Raw genomic sequence first — 14,392 nt, forward strand, 5'->3', positions numbered from 1 at the left:
TGCATTCGTCACGGATGCGCAAACTATGAGCGAATCCACGCGGGTCGCCACAGAGCACCATTCAGCGGCGTGTAAAATCCGTCATTTGAAGGATTCGCAGGGATGGCGCCGCCCCGCTCATGCGACACGGCGCTGGCTGCGATCGCGTCTAATCCCTCTTTCGAGTGGGCCGGCATGTCCGGCTTATTCGTCGCCCCTGCTTTTTGGAACCTTTGGTGACAAACAGAGGCACCTGTGCCAACCCTTTAGGCCAACACTTCGCCATTAGAGGCGCCAATTTGGAAATGCCGAGATAGTTGGTGCCCGGTCTACCGCTTATGCAGACTCGCATCGGCCCCTATTATGCCGACATTCCATGATGGCGCCCTGACGAACGGCCATACCTTCGGATGACCATGAAACTCTCAGGCATCTGCGACGAGGCACATCGCGGACGCCCAACTATAGTCGTGCACGTGTTCGACTTTGACTGCACGAAAGCCCGCTGACGTGAGTTCGTCAAGCCACGCACTTGCTGGCTGCTCCCAGTTGGACGGCGTCGCGGCACGAAGCTGTCCGAGCAACATCGGCACAAGAAAGCCCGATGCAACCAGGTCGGCATTCTCTTCCTGTTCGCTCGCGGCACATTCGTACCTCGTGGCAAGCGATTCATGGAGGTCGCGACTACCAAGGGGGAGGTCCGGCACATCGAACTCTATGACAACCAGCCTATCGACATGGCGTGCAAGCCTGCGGAGGGCTTTGGTCCTGGCGCTAGGAGGTATCGATTGCAACGCGAAGCTCGATTGCGCCATATCCCAATGATTCTTCTGAGCTAGGTCCTCGGCGAAGGCCTCAAAACCTTGGGTGTAGCCGGCATGGACCGACAGTGATCCAATCAGCTTTTCGAACATCTGCTCGCTGGGCTCAATAACATCGATCTCTCGCGGTACGTGCGTCGCCTCGGCTATGGCCGGCAAGAGCGCCATGCCGTCACCCGTGCCAATGTCCAGAAGCCTGTGAGGTCGATAGTGGTCATACAGGCGAGCCAGCGTCGAACTAACCGCGCCGTACAAGGCGATGTTTCCGCGGCTTCGGATAAACGCCTCGAAGGCCGACGGCGCATCATAAGCATTGGCTAGTGAGCCGCTGCTTAAAGCGAGTGCAAGAGCCCGAGCCATAACCGATTCATCCTTCATGCGCGACAGCGCATGCCGCGCCTCGTCGTCCTTGCCCGCAGCGAGGGAGGACAGAGCGCCACCTAATGGGGTATGCCTCACGGCCATCACCGTCCCTCTCTGTTGCCGGATTCCGGAGTGGACCTCTGAATCGAGTCTTCGATAAAGGACATGATCGCGCTTGCTGCCGGGCTGACAAGGCGCCCCCCAGTGGGAACCGCCCATATCTCGTCGGTGGGTAACTTCCAGCCCGCAAGGGTGGGACGAAGCGATCCATTCGCCAGCTCCGGTGCAACGTCCCACTCGGAGACAACGGCAATCCCGGCCTGGGCGAGTAAAGCATCGCGCATACCTTCGCGCGAGTCGACTCTCAGCCGCCCCTTGAGTTCGACGCGATGCACGGCATCAGCTTGGCGGAACGACCAAGCGTTCGAATCCCGGTCGACAGACCATGTGACCACCTGGTGCGCCGATATGTCACGGGGTGATTCGGGTTCGCCGTGGCGCTCGAAGTACTCGGGAGATCCCACAAGCAGGCGACGTGCCATACCGATGCGCCTGCTTCCAGGGATCTTCGTCACGGGCTCACCGTGGCGGAGGCAGAGGTCAATACGGGCCTCAACTCGATCAATGACTGCATCGTCCATGACGACCTCGACTTCCAGTCCAGGATGTCGATCGAGGAACCGGGGCAGCTCCGACACGACGTGTTGGCGCGCAAAGCCAACTGGGGCCGCAATCCTGATCTTTCCGGTCAGCTGTTTTGCTTCGGATCGCGCGGCGCCCAAGGCCATGTCGAGTTGCGCGAGCGCCGACTTGGCGTGCTCGTACAGTCGCCGCCCAGCATCTGTTGTGCTCAGGCTCCTAGTCGACCGGTGCAGGAGCCTGACGCCCAAGTCGGCTTCCAGACGAGCCATTGCCTTGGATGCCCCAGATTGACTCATCCCCAGACGTCTGGCGGCCGCCGAGAACGACCCCGAATCCACGATCCGTACAAACGTCTCGAGCGCGGCGAATTGTTCCATCACTCGCTCCTCAACGGGTCGCGACCGGTTTGACGTTCGCCGTGTCGTCCCAACCGCCGCCAAGTGCGCGAATCAGGTTCACCGTGGCGATGGCTTGAAGCCCTTGCAACTGCACAGCGTCACGACGCGCGTTGAGAACGGTCCGCTGGGCGTCGAGCACGTCGAGGTAGTTCGTCTGACCCTCGTCGTACTGGATCCGCAAGAGCGACGCAGCCTTCGAAGCAGATGCCACCGCCTTATCCTGGGTCTGCGTCTGGTTTTCGAGGATGCGTAACGTGGACAGGTTGTCTTCCACTTCACGGAACGCCGAAAGTACCTGCTGCTGGTAAGTAGCCGCCTGCTCCTCGAGCGTTGCCTTCGCGTTGGCAAGGTCGCCCCGGCGCTTCCCGCCGTCGAAGATCGGCAGGCTGAGGGCGGTTCCCGTCAATGGCCCGAGCAGGAAAGATCGGCTACTCCACCTGAACAGGTTGCCGAATGACGAGGACTCGAACCCACCCGTCCCGGTCAGGGACAGCGACGGGAAGAATGCGGACCGCGCCACGCCAATCTGCGCATTGGCCGCCGCCATGGCGCGCTCCGCAGCAGCGATGTCTGGCCGGCGTTCGAGGAGCGACGACGGCAATCCGGCGGGGATTCGCAGGTTGACAGCCTGCAATGGTGATGCAGGCATGGAAAACTCCGCCGGCGTCTTGCCGAGAAGGATGGCGAGGCTATGCTCGGACGCGGCACGCAGCCGCTGTGCCGTCATCGCCGCGGATCGTGCCGTCGAGAGCTCCGTCTCGGCACGGAGTACATCGACTTCCGAGATGTCGCCTTCGGCGTATCGGCTCTTGAGCAGCTTCAGGCCGTCCTCGCGCAGGGCCACGGCATGCGCGTAGACCTCAGCCTCCGCGTCCAGCTCGCGCAGGGCAAAGTAGTTCTGCGCGACATCCGCCTGGAGCGCGAGCTGCACCGAGCGAAAGAGCGCTTCACTGCGCTGCGTGTTTGCCTTTGCGACATCTACACCCGAAGCAACGCGGCCAAAGAGGTCGACCTCATAGGAAACGCTCGATTGCGCGCGGTAAACGGTGGACGGCTGGACCCGCGCACCGTCCGGCAGGCCTTGTGAAGCTGCCGACGGCTGCTGACGCGTGGCACCGAGACCCGCATCGACGTTCGGGAAGAAGGCCGACCGGGCGACCTGGTTGAGCGCGCGTGCCTCCTTCACGCGCGCTGCCGCGGCCTTCAGGTCCTGGTTCGCCTCGAGTGCTTGGCGCTCGAAGTTGTCCAGGACAGCGTCGTTGAAAATCTTCCACCATTCCCCGCGTGCCGACTCCTCGGAAGGCGTGGCCGCCTTCCAAGTGCTTCCGTCGAGTGCCGTGGCGGTCTCCTGCGACCAGGAGGGAGACGCCTCTTTGAAGGCTGCATCCTCGGGAGCAGCCGGCACCTTGTATGCGGGGGCCAATGAGCAGGCAGCGAGGATCAGGGTGGCTGCCACCGCGGCGGCACCTTTGAACAGACGGCCCATGAAAACGGTTTTCATGACGTACTCCTCAATGTTCTGACGCAGCATCGAGCTGCATGTGCGTATGGGTGCCGTGCTTGTCGACCAGCGGCTTGCTACCGGCAAGCTTGCGCAACAGCACGTAGAAGACGGGCGTGAGCATCAGGCCGAACAGGGTGACGCCGAGCATGCCGAAGAACACCGCGATACCCATGGCGTGGCGCATCTCCGCGCCGGCACCGCTTGAGGTCACCAGGGGAATCACACCCATGATGAAAGCGAACGAGGTCATGAGGATCGGACGCAGGCGCAGCCGGCTCGCTTCGATGGCTGCCTCGACGATGCCGCGGCCATCCATCTCTAGCTCTCGGGCGAACTCGACGATCAGAATCGCGTTCTTCGCCGAAAGCCCGACCAGCACCATCAACCCGATCTGGGTGAAGATGTTGTTGTCGCCTCCGGTCAGCCACACACCGAACAGTGCAGACAGGATGCTCATGGGAACGATGAGCAGGATCGCCAGCGGCAGGGTGAGGCTTTCGTACATCGCGGCCAGCACGAGGAACACGAGCAGGATGCTGATCGGGAAGACCCACATGGCCGAGTTGCCGGCAATGATCTGCTGGTAGGTCAGATCGGTCCATTCGAAGCGAATGCCGCGCGGCAGCGTTTCGGCGGCGATCCGCTCGATCGCAGCCTGTGCCTGGCCAGAGGAATACCCCGGCGCAGGACCACCGTTGATGTCAGCCGCCGTGAACCCGTTGTAGCGCACGACGGTGTCCGGACCGTAGGTGGGTTTGACCGTCACCAACGACGACAGCGGAATCATCTGGCCGTTCGCGTTGCGCGTCTTGAGCTGGCCAATGGCATCGGCGTTCATGCGGAAGGGCGCGTCCGCTTGCGCACGAACCTGGTAGACGCGGCCGAACTGGTTGAAGTCGTTGACGTATAGCGAGCCAAGGTAAATCTGCATCGTGTCGAACACGTCCGTCACGGACACATCGAGTTGCTTGGCCTTGACGCGATCGAGGTCGACGTCGAGCTGCGGAACATTAATCTGGTAGCTGCTGAACATGGGGCCGAGCTCGGGAGCCTCCGATGCCCTCTTCATGAACGCCTGCACGGCATCGTTCAGAGCCTCATAGCCGAGAGCACCACGGTCTTCGATCTGCAGCTTGAAGCCACCCAATGCACCCAGGCCCGACACCGGCGGCGGCGGGAAGGTGGCGATCTGCGTGCCTTTGATCTTCGCGTACTTCGCATTCAGCGATGCGGCGATCTTGTCGGCAGAGAGGGCCTCCCCACGCTCCTTCGACGGAGCGAGCACTGGAAACACCAGGCCGGCGGATGACGAGTTCGCGAAGCCTGCCACCGACAGACCGGGGAACGACGGGACGGCGACGACACCGGGTTCCTTCAGGGCGATGGCAGTCATCTGTTCGATGACTTCGTCGGTCCGCTCCAGCGAGGAGCCGGCGGGCAGCTGGGCAATACTCACCAGGTAGTCCTTGTCTTGTGCCGGAACGAAGCCGCCCGGTACGACCTTGCCCAGCACGCCGGCGGCGGCGAGCAACACCACATAGACGCCGATCATGAGGGCCTTGCGGCCCACTGCACGACGTACGCCCTTGCCATAGGCATCCGAGCCGCGGCTGAAGAGTCGATTGAAGCTGGCGAAGAATCGTCCGAACACGCGATCCATGCCGCGGGTCAGCCAGTCCTTGGGAGCGTCGTGGCCCTTGAGGAGAATGGCTGCAAGTGCCGGCGACAGGGTCAGCGAATTAAAGGCCGAGATCACCGTCGAGATAGCGATGGTCATGGCGAACTGCTGGTAGAACTGACCGGTGAGGCCGGACATGAAGGCCAGCGGCACGAAAACAGCAACGAGGGTCAAGGCAATGGCGACGATCGGCCCGCTCACCTCGCGCATGGCTTGGTAGGTGGCATCCCGTGGACTCAAACCTGCGGCGATGTTTCGCTCGACATTTTCCACAACAACGATCGCATCGTCGACGACGATACCAATGGCCAGCACCATGCCGAACAACGAAAGCGCGTTAATGGTGTAGCCGAAGGCGAGCATCAGCGAGAACGTGCCGACAATGGAAACGGGTACGGCAAGCAGGGGGATAAGCGACGCGCGCCAGGTCTGCAGGAAGACGATCACCACGAGTACCACGAGAATGATGGCCTCGAACAGCGTGTGGATGACGGCGTCGATGCTCTCACGGACGAACTGTGTGGGATCGTATTTCACTGCGTAATCCACACCCTCAGGCATATCCTTCTTGATGTCGGCCATGACGGCACGGACGTCATCCGAGATCTGAAGCGAATTTGCGCCGGGCTGCTGGAAGATGATCAGCTGCACGGCTTCCTTGTTATCGAGGCGCGCACGCAGGGCGAACTCCGAGGATTCCAGCGAAACGCGGGCAACGTCGGATAGATGGGTGATGCCGCCGTCAGCGTTCTTCTTGACGATAATGTCGCGGAACTGCTGCTCGGTCTTCAGGCGGCCCTGCGCGTTGACCGAGAGCTGGAGCGGCACGTCCTTCGACATGGGTGCTCCGCCGACAATGCCCGCCGCCACCTGCACGTTCTGCTCGCGGATGGCAGCGACCACGTCGGACGCCGTCATGTTCTTGCCGGCGACTTTCTGCGGATCAAGCCACACGCGCATGGCGTAGTCGCCTGCACCCCACATCACCACCTCGCCGACGCCGGGCACGCGTGCGAGGCGGTCCTTGACGTTGATCAGCGCGTAGTTACGGAGGTAGGTAAGGTCGTACTTCCCGCTAGGCGACGTGACGCTCACGCCCATCGTCAGCGTGGGCGACGACTTCACCGTCGTCACGCCGAGGCGCTGCACGTCCTCGGGCAGGCGGGGCAATGCCTGCGCCACGCGGTTCTGGACAAGTTGTGCAGCCTTGTCTGGATCGGTACCCAGCTTGAAGGTCACAGTGGTCGCGGTATTGCCGTCGGCATTCGCCTGCGACTGCATGTACAGCATGTCCTCCACGCCGTTGATCTGCTCCTCGATCGGCGCGGAGACGGTCTCCGCGATGACCTTGGGGTTCGCGCCGGGGTACTGCGCGCGAACGACGACGGAGGGCGGCGCCACTTCGGGGTATTCCGCCGTCGGAAGCTTGGTGAGCGAGATGATGCCTGCGAGCAGGATCACCGCACTCAGCACGCCCGCGAAGATCGGCCGGTCGATGAAAAATTTCGAGATGTTCATGGGGAGAGGCTCCGGTTAGTCGGCAGCCTGGGCCGTCGCTAGTGCGGCGCCCATGTCGACGGGGGTGGGCTTGACGACATCGCTGGGGTGCACGCGCTGTACGCCATGTACGACGATTCGGTCGCCGGCATTCAGACCGGCGGTCACGATGCGCAGGCCGTCGTGCAGGTCGCCGATTTTCACTTCGCGGTACTGCACCTTGTTGTCGGTTCCGACGACCAGGACGTACTTCTTCGACTGGTCCGTGCCGATGGCGGCATCTTCGATGAGGACAGCGTCGTGTGGCGTGCCGGCTCCGACTTTCAGGCGCGCGTACAGGCCGGGCACCAGCGAGCCGTCGACATTGTCGAAACGGGCGCGAACACGGATCGTGCCGGACGTGGTGTCGAGCTGGTTATCGATCGAATCGATCACTCCACGCTGCGAGTAGCCCGCTTCATTGGCGAGGCCGAGCGCGACGGGGATTTTAGTGCCGTCACGGCCGCGAAGGTTGCTCAGGTACGTCTGCTCATCCACTTCGAACGTCGCGTAGATCGGCGACACGGAGACGATCGTGGTAAGGACCGGGCCGCTTGCGCCGGCATTGACGACGTTGCCCACCGTCAACTCGGCGCGCGATACGCGGCCGGACACCGGAGCGACGACGTCGGTGTAAGCGAGGTTGATCCGCGCTGCCGATAAGGCGGCGCGTGCCCCCTTGAGATTGGCCAGTGCTTCGCGCGACGCATTCATCTTCTCGTCATAGTCGCGACGCGCAATGGCGTTGCTCCCGATCAAGCGGTCGGCGCGGGCCGCGTCCGACGTCGCGTATGCGGCCCGCGCTTCGGCGGCGGCAACCTGCGCCGCGGCACGCTCGACTTCTGCCTGATAGGGCTGCGGGTCGATCGTAAGCAGCTTGTCGCCCTTCTTTACGAGCGACCCATCGCGGAAGTTGACCGCAACGATCTTGCCGGAGACCAGGGGACGAATGTCGACGCGGTCGACCGCCTGCAGTCGGCCCGAGTAGCCTTGCCACTGAGTAATGCTGCGCGCTATGACGGGCGCAACATCGACCTCGGTCGCCGGCGCCACCGTGTCCGCGTGAGCGACAGCGACAGCCTCGTGGCCGTGGTAGGTGGCAATGCCGGCGGCGCCGCCGACGACAAGCAGGGCGCCGAGCGCAACGGAAAGTCGTTTGCGGGTAGTGGTCATGAAATGTCTCCTGAAGCGTGTTTGAAAGAGGGGGGAGCTCGTGTCGGTCAGGGCCGGAGGGGGGCGCGGGAAGCGCGCGGGCATGACGTTCATGACTCACGGTGCATAGATTGGCTTTCGCCGCTTGCGGAATAAATCCGGCTAATTGCGTTTCTTTGGCGCCACGCCGGCGACAATCGCCTGCGTGGCCCCTCAGCGCAGCAGCGTCTTTACGGCTGAGGCGAGCGCGTGGACATAGGCGTCCGCCGCCTTGGCCGCAGCCAGTTCGTCATCGAGGCGGAGTACGTACTCGGCGTTGCTGCCGTATGGACCGCTGGCCATTGCAACGAGGGGTGCGACGGTTGCGACGGAGGAATCCTGCGCGTGCATCGGGTGGTTTGCGTTGGCGGCAAATACGAGAGATGTAACCTGCCTGCCATCATCGAGTACGGCTTTCTCCCACGTAGGCAGATAGGCGCCGGTCGGCATTTCGCGACGCCACAGCAGGCGTAGCTCGTCCTGGACATGGGTACCGGATACGCGCAGCGCGACACCGCGGAGGGAGCCGCCAGGCTGGACGCCAAGCATTCGGCCCGGATGCTCCGGCGATCCCCTCCCCGCCACCATGCCGAGGCTGAAGCTGCGGCGCCACCCGGGCAGTGTGGCCCAGTGGCGCTCGTCGAAACACAGCATGGGATTCCAGATCAGCGAGCCGTAGCCGAAGACCCAGATATCGGCGTCCCGCGCGGGCGCGGCTGCCATCGTCTCGGCAATCGAGCGCGCCTGCCGTTCGTCGTCCCAACAGATCGCGGGGTCGAGGCCGCGAAAGTGATCAAGGTACGCACCGGATTCAATGAGCTTTCTCGTCAGCATTGAGAAATTTTGATCTGCGCCGATTGACGGATAAATCCGGCAAGCGAATACTCTTTGGCGCCCAGGGGGACACAATGACCGAGCGCGCCGATGCATCCGTACCCGAGATCGTGGCCTTCACGGCTGTTGCCCAGACGGGCAGCTTCACGCGGGCGGCAGAGAACCTTGGGACAAGCAAATCCAACGTCGGCAAGGCGGTCCAACGGCTCGAGAGCCGTCTCGGTACCAAGTTGTTCCAGCGCACGACACGCGCCGTGCGCCTTACCGAAGACGGGGAAATCTACCTCCAGGCTTCGCAAGCCGCCCTGGCGGGATTGCGTGATGCCGAGCAGGCGCTGGCCGCCAGGCGTGCCGAACCCATCGGCAAGGTGCGCATCGATCTTCCAGCAGGCTTTGGCCGGCTGTTCCTGCCGACGCTTGCTGCCCTACGCGATACGTATCCGAAAATCGCGCTCGAGCTTGCCTTCGTCGATCGCATCTCCGATCCGGTCGTGGAGGGATGGGACCTAGTCGTGCGTATCGGTGAGTTGCCTCCGGATAGCGACATGTCGGTACGCAAACTGTGCACGCTGCGGAATGGGCTCTATGCCTCGCCGGGGTACCTCGCGCGCAAACCGACCATTGCCTCGATCGCAGACCTCAGTGTCCACGATGCCGCGATCTTCCGCGCGTCGTCCGGTCGCTTGCGGCCCTGGACGGTGCAGGACGGGGACGCGACGCGGGACATCGTGCCTGCGCCTGTGCTCGTCTTATCCGACGGACAGGCGCTCATCGATGCGACGGTTCATGGGTTTGGCATCTCGCAGTTGTTCGATCGTGTCGCTCGACCGCTTGTCGCATCCGGCGCGCTCGTCCACGTGCTTCCGGAAGCCGACATTCCTGGTCCGCCGGTCCATGCGCTTATCCCGCTGGGCCACCGCATGCCGTCGCGCACGCGGATCGTGCTCGAAGCGCTTGCGGAGTTCCTTCGTTAGGCCGTCTCGGCTTCCAGCGCTGCACGGACTGCGGGACGTTCGGCGATGCGCGCCTGGAAACGCGGGAGGGCTGGCCACTCCGAAAGGTCGATGGCAAACCGGTGGGGCCAGCGAAGCAGGTTGAACAGGTACTCATCGGCAACGCTATAGCCCGCGGTCGCGAGATAGTCCTGGACACTCAGGATGGCTTCGAGCGAACCCAGGCGCCGAAAAAGACGCGCCCGGGCGACCGCTTTAGCTTCTTCGGGCACGGCCTTGTTGAACAGCGGGCTCATGGCGCAGTTGAGTTCGCACGAGAGGAAGCTCAACCTTTCGCGCATGCGCACACGCTCCCAGCTTCCCTGGGGTGGAGCGAGACCGGCGTCTGGCTTCAGGTCGGCGAGAAATTCCAGGATAACCGAGGTTTCGGTCAGGACCTCACCGTTGTCGAGTTTCAGCGCGGCGACGTATCCATGCGGATTGACCGCCATATAGTCCTCGCCATCCGACGTTGTCTTCGTAGGCTGGTCGACCTTGGCCAGCGCGAACGGGAGGCCGAGTTCGCGCAGCACGATGTGCGGAGCGAGGGAGCACGCATCAGGTGTGTAATAGAGCTTCATCGCGGCCTCGACACATGATCGGAGCGGTCTGAGAAGGTAAGCAGAACGGCGATGCGTCGGCTTGTTGATTCGCGCCCACCGATTGTCGCTCCACCAGAGACGCGCTGTAGCGAGGCAGACCGTTTATCCCGGCAGCGCGCGCGACCAGACTGTGCGCCTACTCGCTGTTGCCGTGGAAGACGCGCGATGAACCGCAGGAAATTACGGGGGGCCCTCGGCAAACACTTGCCTGGGTCGCTGCGTACCGCTGTCGGCGCCTTTGTTGGCATCGCGTCGCTAGGAGCCGTTTCCGCGACGCTTGGGCCCGATGCCGGCACCTCGCCATTGCTCATCGCGCCGCTCGGTGCAACGGCGATGATCCTGTTTGCAAAACCCGGTCGGCCAGCGGCACGCCCCTATGTCGTGCTTGTCGGAAATACCGCCGGCGCACTAACGGGCTTGCTCTTTGCGCAGTTGGCATCTACGGGCATGCTCGCCGTTGCTCTGGCGCTGGCCACCGCCGTCCTTGTCATGACCCTGTTGCGCGCCGTGCATCCACCCGGCGCGGGTATCGCGCTCGTGGCCGCGCTCGCGGGAACGCAGCCGTGGGCCGACGCGCTTCGCTTCTTGCTTGCCAATGTGCTGCTGAGTTCGTCGATCCTCGTTGGCGTCGCCCTTGCTTGGGATTCGCTGGCGTTGCGTCTGTCCCGCCATTTCCAGTTCTAGCGTTACCTTTGCGCAAGCGAAAAAAGCCCCCGGCGGCCCTTAGCCGCCGGGGGCTTTCGCGTCGCGGTGCTTAAGCAGCCGCCAGCGACTCGTGGAGAGCCACCACGTCAGCTTCGTCCTGCAGCGCCTTGCGCACTGAGGGCCGCGCGTCGACGCGCGCCTTCCATGCCATGAGGTGCTCGAGGTGCTCGATACGTGCACCGCTGCGCTCGTGCCACATGGTTGCCCAGACGTAGGCGTCCGCCACGGTGAAGTTGTCGCCGGTGAGCCAGGGCCTGCCATCGGCGAGTTGCTTGTCAAGAACGGCGTAGGCGCTGACGATCTTGTTACGGGTCCACTCCGTCCCTTCGGTAGTCATCAACTTGCGCATGAGCGGAATGTGCTTCTGCGCGATTTCGGTCGCGGTAAAGGTCAGGAGCTGATCGAAACGGACGCGCTCGAACGTACCGGGCGCCGGAATAAGGCCCGACCCTGGGTGCTGGTCCGCGAGGTAGGACACCACCACAATGGTTTCGGAAAGCTGGTCCCGGGCGGGATTGTCGAGGACGAGGACCGGAACGTAACCGAGCGGATTAACGCGCCCGAAGTCGTCGCCGTTCGAGGTGCTCTTGTCGAACACGTTGTAGTGAATGAGTTCCGGCGTGAGGCCAAGCTCGTTCGCCGTAATCTGGACGGCCTGCGAGCAGGTCTGGTTAGCAATGTAAAGCTTGGACATGGCGCTTTCCTCAACGGTGAAAGGGTGGGTGCGGTCCTGTTTGAACCGTCAAGCACAGTTTGAAGATCGCCGATTGAGAGATAAACCAACATAAAAGATCATGTCTGTAGCTGATCTGGCGACAATGTCAGGATCCAACCGCCTGACAGCAACCGAGGCCCATGTGGGCCTCGGCTGCATGGAACGCTTCGTCGATCGCTTACGTCGCGACGTTGACGCTTGCGCCATCCGCTTCTTCAACTATCGGCGTTCGGCTTAGGAAGGCAAAAACCGTGACAGCAGAGAGCACCGTTATGCCAGTGAGGATATGCAGCAGGGCGCGGAATGCCTCCTCATAGCTGCTCTGTAACTGCTCATGCGTTACAGCTGGCAGCGTCGCAACGGCACGCGTGATGTCGCCGGTCGCCAGACGCTGGGCGGCTTCCGCAACGTCGCGCCCACCGTCGGGCAAGAGATGGCCAAGATTAGCTGCAGCAAGGCCCGCCAGCACGGCACTAACGATGGCAAGGGTGATGCCTTCGCCGGCAACTCGCGCCGTGTTGAAGATGCCGGCAGCCATGCCGGCGCGCTCCTTCGGAACAACGCTGATCGAAAGGCCGTCCATCAGACCCCACGGCATCCCGGCACCGATGCCTGTCAGCACCATCGGAGCCAGCAACGAGAACATCGAGTCGCCAACCGTGTAGAGGCTCAGCCAGTGCAGGCCGACGGCTGCGATGAGGAACCCAATGCCGGAGAGGATCCCCGCGGGAATCCAGCGCGTGAGCGACGCGACCGTGATCGGAACGACGAGCATCGGAGCCGAGAGCGCAATCATCAGCATGCCCGCCTGGATCTCGCTCACGCCCTCGACGCCGATGAAGCGTAGCGGCAACATCACCACCAGGACGATGTAGCAGTAGCAGGTCCCGATCGGCAGGATCTGCACGCCGACGAAGCGCGGAACGCGAAACAGGCTCAAATCCAGCATGGGTCGTTCGACGCGATTCTCGATTACAACGAACGCAATGAGGCTGATGACCGAGCCCGCGAGCATGAGGACGACGTATGCGCTCGACCAACCGCTCTCCGGCGCCTGGATCACCGCGGACGTGAACAGGACCAGCGTCGCCGTGAACGACAGGGCACCTGGCCAGTCGAGCCCCTTCGCGCCCGGATCGCGCGTTTCGCGCATGCGCGGCACACCAAACACCATCGCAATCGCACCAAGTACCGCCGTCAGCACAAAAACGGACCGCCAACCGAATGCATCGATCAAGGTGCCGGCGATGAGCGGACCGAATGCCAGACCGATCCCGAACGTCGTGCCAAGCATGCTGAATGCGCGCGTCCGCGCATGCCCATCGAACTCCTGCGCCAGTGCGGCTGTGCCGCTTGCCAGCGCTGCAGCGGCGGCAATGCCCTGCACCGCCCGCAGGATGTCCAGCCAGCCGACCGTAGGCGCGAACGCAAGCGCAAGCGAGAGCAGGCTGTAGAGCGAAATACCTGCCGCGAACATTCGCTTGCGGCCGAACTGATCGGCGAGAGCACCAGCAGCCATGAGGAGGCTGCCGAAGGTAAGCATGAAGGCGTTCGTGATCCACGTCAGGCCCGTCGGGCTGCCGCCCAGCTCACGGCCGATCGCAGGCGTTGCGACGGCTCCTCCCGTGAAACTCAGCGGGAGCACCAACGCCGAGAGACAGATGGCTGCAAGGATAAGTGGGCTCCCGCCGGACGAGGTTGCACCCCCGCGGACGGGAACGATTTCCTTCGGTTTCATGAAAGCGACCAACATGAGAATGAGGCCGGCGACTATCGGCCCCTGGCGTCTACCGACCAACCCCGAGATCCGCGATGCTGTGTCGCTTAAAAAGCGACAGTCGGGTTTCGGTTGCTACCGGAACGGCGGCGGCAGGACCGATGGCTGAGACGCGCCCGCTGGCGTCGCGTTTCAGGTGGAGCTGGAAGGCCGTAGCGTGATATCGGTCAGCGCACAGTTCGCATCGTAGGCACGGGTTCCTTTGCTTCCGCCAAACCATTGAGGTCGGCTAGCCATCGCACGTCTGACAGCTCGTCGCAGGAACTCTCCTACAGACACGTTACCCGTCGCGCGGCACCATTGGTCCCATCGCCTCTAAGTGAACCTGCGTATGGTCGACGTCCCCCCAGATTTGAGTAGCGGCCCGGTTTCGAGTCCAATCCCCCACGAGAAGGAGATTGGACGTGAAGAAGCGTTTTTCCGAAGGACAGATCATTGGCTTCCTGCGTGAGTTCGAGGCCGGCATGCCGGTCAAGGACCTGTGCCGCAAGCACGGTTTCAGCGAGGCCTCTTAACTACCTGTGGCGGAGCAAGTTCGGTGGCATGAGCGTGCCGGAGGCCAAGCGACTGAAGGACCTTGAGACCGAGAACGGTCGGCTGAAGAAGCTGCTGGCCGAGCAGCTTTTGGAAAACGAGGTCATTCGAGACGCTCTGC

General features: G+C 62.8%; 11 protein-coding genes and 1 pseudogene. 3 read left to right on the forward strand and 9 right to left on the reverse strand.

All coding sequences use genetic code 11. The features are described from left to right. Positions 1 to 404: 404 nt before the first annotated feature. From VM621_RS05675 to VM621_RS05700, 6 genes are all read right to left on the reverse strand, one after another. The gene (locus tag VM621_RS05675; RefSeq protein ID WP_325468000.1) at positions 405 to 1,259 is read right to left on the reverse strand and encodes a methyltransferase domain-containing protein; all 855 of its coding nucleotides are present in this window, start codon (positions 1,257 to 1,259) and stop codon (positions 405 to 407) included. Between the two features lie 5 nt (positions 1,260 to 1,264). Further along, the gene (locus VM621_RS05680; protein ID WP_325468001.1) at positions 1,265 to 2,182 is read right to left on the reverse strand and encodes a LysR family transcriptional regulator; all 918 of its coding nucleotides are present in this window, start codon (positions 2,180 to 2,182) and stop codon (positions 1,265 to 1,267) included. A gap of 10 nt (positions 2,183 to 2,192) precedes the next feature. Next, positions 2,193 to 3,704: an efflux transporter outer membrane subunit gene (locus VM621_RS05685; RefSeq protein WP_325468002.1), complete on the reverse strand. Its 1,512-nt coding sequence runs from the start codon at positions 3,702 to 3,704 to the stop codon at positions 2,193 to 2,195. Between the two features lie 10 nt (positions 3,705 to 3,714). Further along, a complete protein-coding gene (locus VM621_RS05690; protein WP_325468003.1) occupies positions 3,715 to 6,903 on the reverse strand; it encodes an efflux RND transporter permease subunit in 3,189 nt (1,062 codons plus the stop codon). Positions 6,904 to 6,918: 15 nt separating this feature from the next. Then, positions 6,919 to 8,094 carry an efflux RND transporter periplasmic adaptor subunit gene (locus tag VM621_RS05695; protein WP_325468004.1) on the reverse strand — a complete coding sequence of 392 codons (1,176 nt, stop codon included), beginning with the start codon at positions 8,092 to 8,094 and terminating at the stop codon, positions 6,919 to 6,921. A gap of 192 nt (positions 8,095 to 8,286) precedes the next feature. Further along, a complete protein-coding gene (locus tag VM621_RS05700; RefSeq protein ID WP_325468005.1) occupies positions 8,287 to 8,946 on the reverse strand; it encodes a gamma-glutamylcyclotransferase in 660 nt (219 codons plus the stop codon). 74 nt (positions 8,947 to 9,020) lie between these two features. Here VM621_RS05700 and VM621_RS05705 point away from each other — a divergent pair, with 74 nt between their 5' ends. Continuing rightward, the gene (locus tag VM621_RS05705; RefSeq protein WP_325468006.1) at positions 9,021 to 9,920 is read left to right on the forward strand and encodes a LysR family transcriptional regulator; all 900 of its coding nucleotides are present in this window, start codon (positions 9,021 to 9,023) and stop codon (positions 9,918 to 9,920) included. Here VM621_RS05705 and gstA read toward each other — a convergent pair. Next, positions 9,917 to 10,519, reverse strand: coding sequence for a glutathione transferase GstA (gstA, locus tag VM621_RS05710; RefSeq protein WP_325468007.1), 603 nt, complete (start codon positions 10,517 to 10,519; stop codon positions 9,917 to 9,919). The genes VM621_RS05705 and gstA overlap by 4 nt on opposite strands. Before the next feature lie 186 nt (positions 10,520 to 10,705). Between gstA and VM621_RS05715 the strand changes: the two genes are divergently transcribed. Further along, positions 10,706 to 11,224, forward strand: a complete 519-nt coding sequence (locus VM621_RS05715) for an HPP family protein (RefSeq protein ID WP_325468008.1) — start codon at positions 10,706 to 10,708, stop codon at positions 11,222 to 11,224. A gap of 70 nt (positions 11,225 to 11,294) precedes the next feature. Here the strand turns inward: VM621_RS05715 and VM621_RS05720 are convergent, their stop codons facing one another. After that, positions 11,295 to 11,939 carry a glutathione S-transferase family protein gene (locus VM621_RS05720; RefSeq protein ID WP_325468009.1) on the reverse strand — a complete coding sequence of 215 codons (645 nt, stop codon included), beginning with the start codon at positions 11,937 to 11,939 and terminating at the stop codon, positions 11,295 to 11,297. 199 nt (positions 11,940 to 12,138) lie between these two features. Further along, positions 12,139 to 13,698, reverse strand: a complete 1,560-nt coding sequence (locus tag VM621_RS05725) for an MFS transporter (protein ID WP_325468010.1) — start codon at positions 13,696 to 13,698, stop codon at positions 12,139 to 12,141. A 443-nt stretch (positions 13,699 to 14,141) separates the two neighbouring features. Here VM621_RS05725 and VM621_RS05730 point away from each other — a divergent pair. Continuing rightward, positions 14,142 to 14,392 (forward strand): annotated as a pseudogene (locus VM621_RS05730) (transposase); the annotation flags it as partial.

Source organism: Luteibacter sp. (assembly GCF_035539195.1).
In the GTDB taxonomy this organism is placed as follows: domain Bacteria; phylum Pseudomonadota; class Gammaproteobacteria; order Xanthomonadales; family Rhodanobacteraceae; genus Luteibacter.